Here is a 241-nt window from a genome sequence, read left to right on the forward strand (position 1 = left end):
ATCGAGTCCCCGGTGTGCACGCCCATCGGATCGAGGTTCTCGATCGAGCACACGATCACGACGTTGTCGGCCGCATCCCGCATGACCTCGAGCTCGTACTCCTTCCAGCCGAGCACGGACTCCTCGATCAGCACCTCGGTGACCGGGGACGCCTGCAGGCCGCGGCCGGCGATCCGGCGCAGCTCGTCGGCGTCGTGGGCGAGCCGGAACCGACGCCGCCCATGGTGAACGACGGCCGCAC

General features: G+C 69.3%; 1 pseudogene. It reads right to left on the reverse strand.

What is annotated here, in order from left to right:
- Positions 1-241: pseudogene (locus BN358_RS24385) on the reverse strand (hypothetical protein); the annotation flags it as partial.

This window comes from Sedimentibacter sp. B4 (assembly GCF_000309315.1).
GTDB classification, from domain to species: Bacteria; Bacillota; Clostridia; order Tissierellales; family Sedimentibacteraceae; genus Sedimentibacter; species Sedimentibacter saalensis.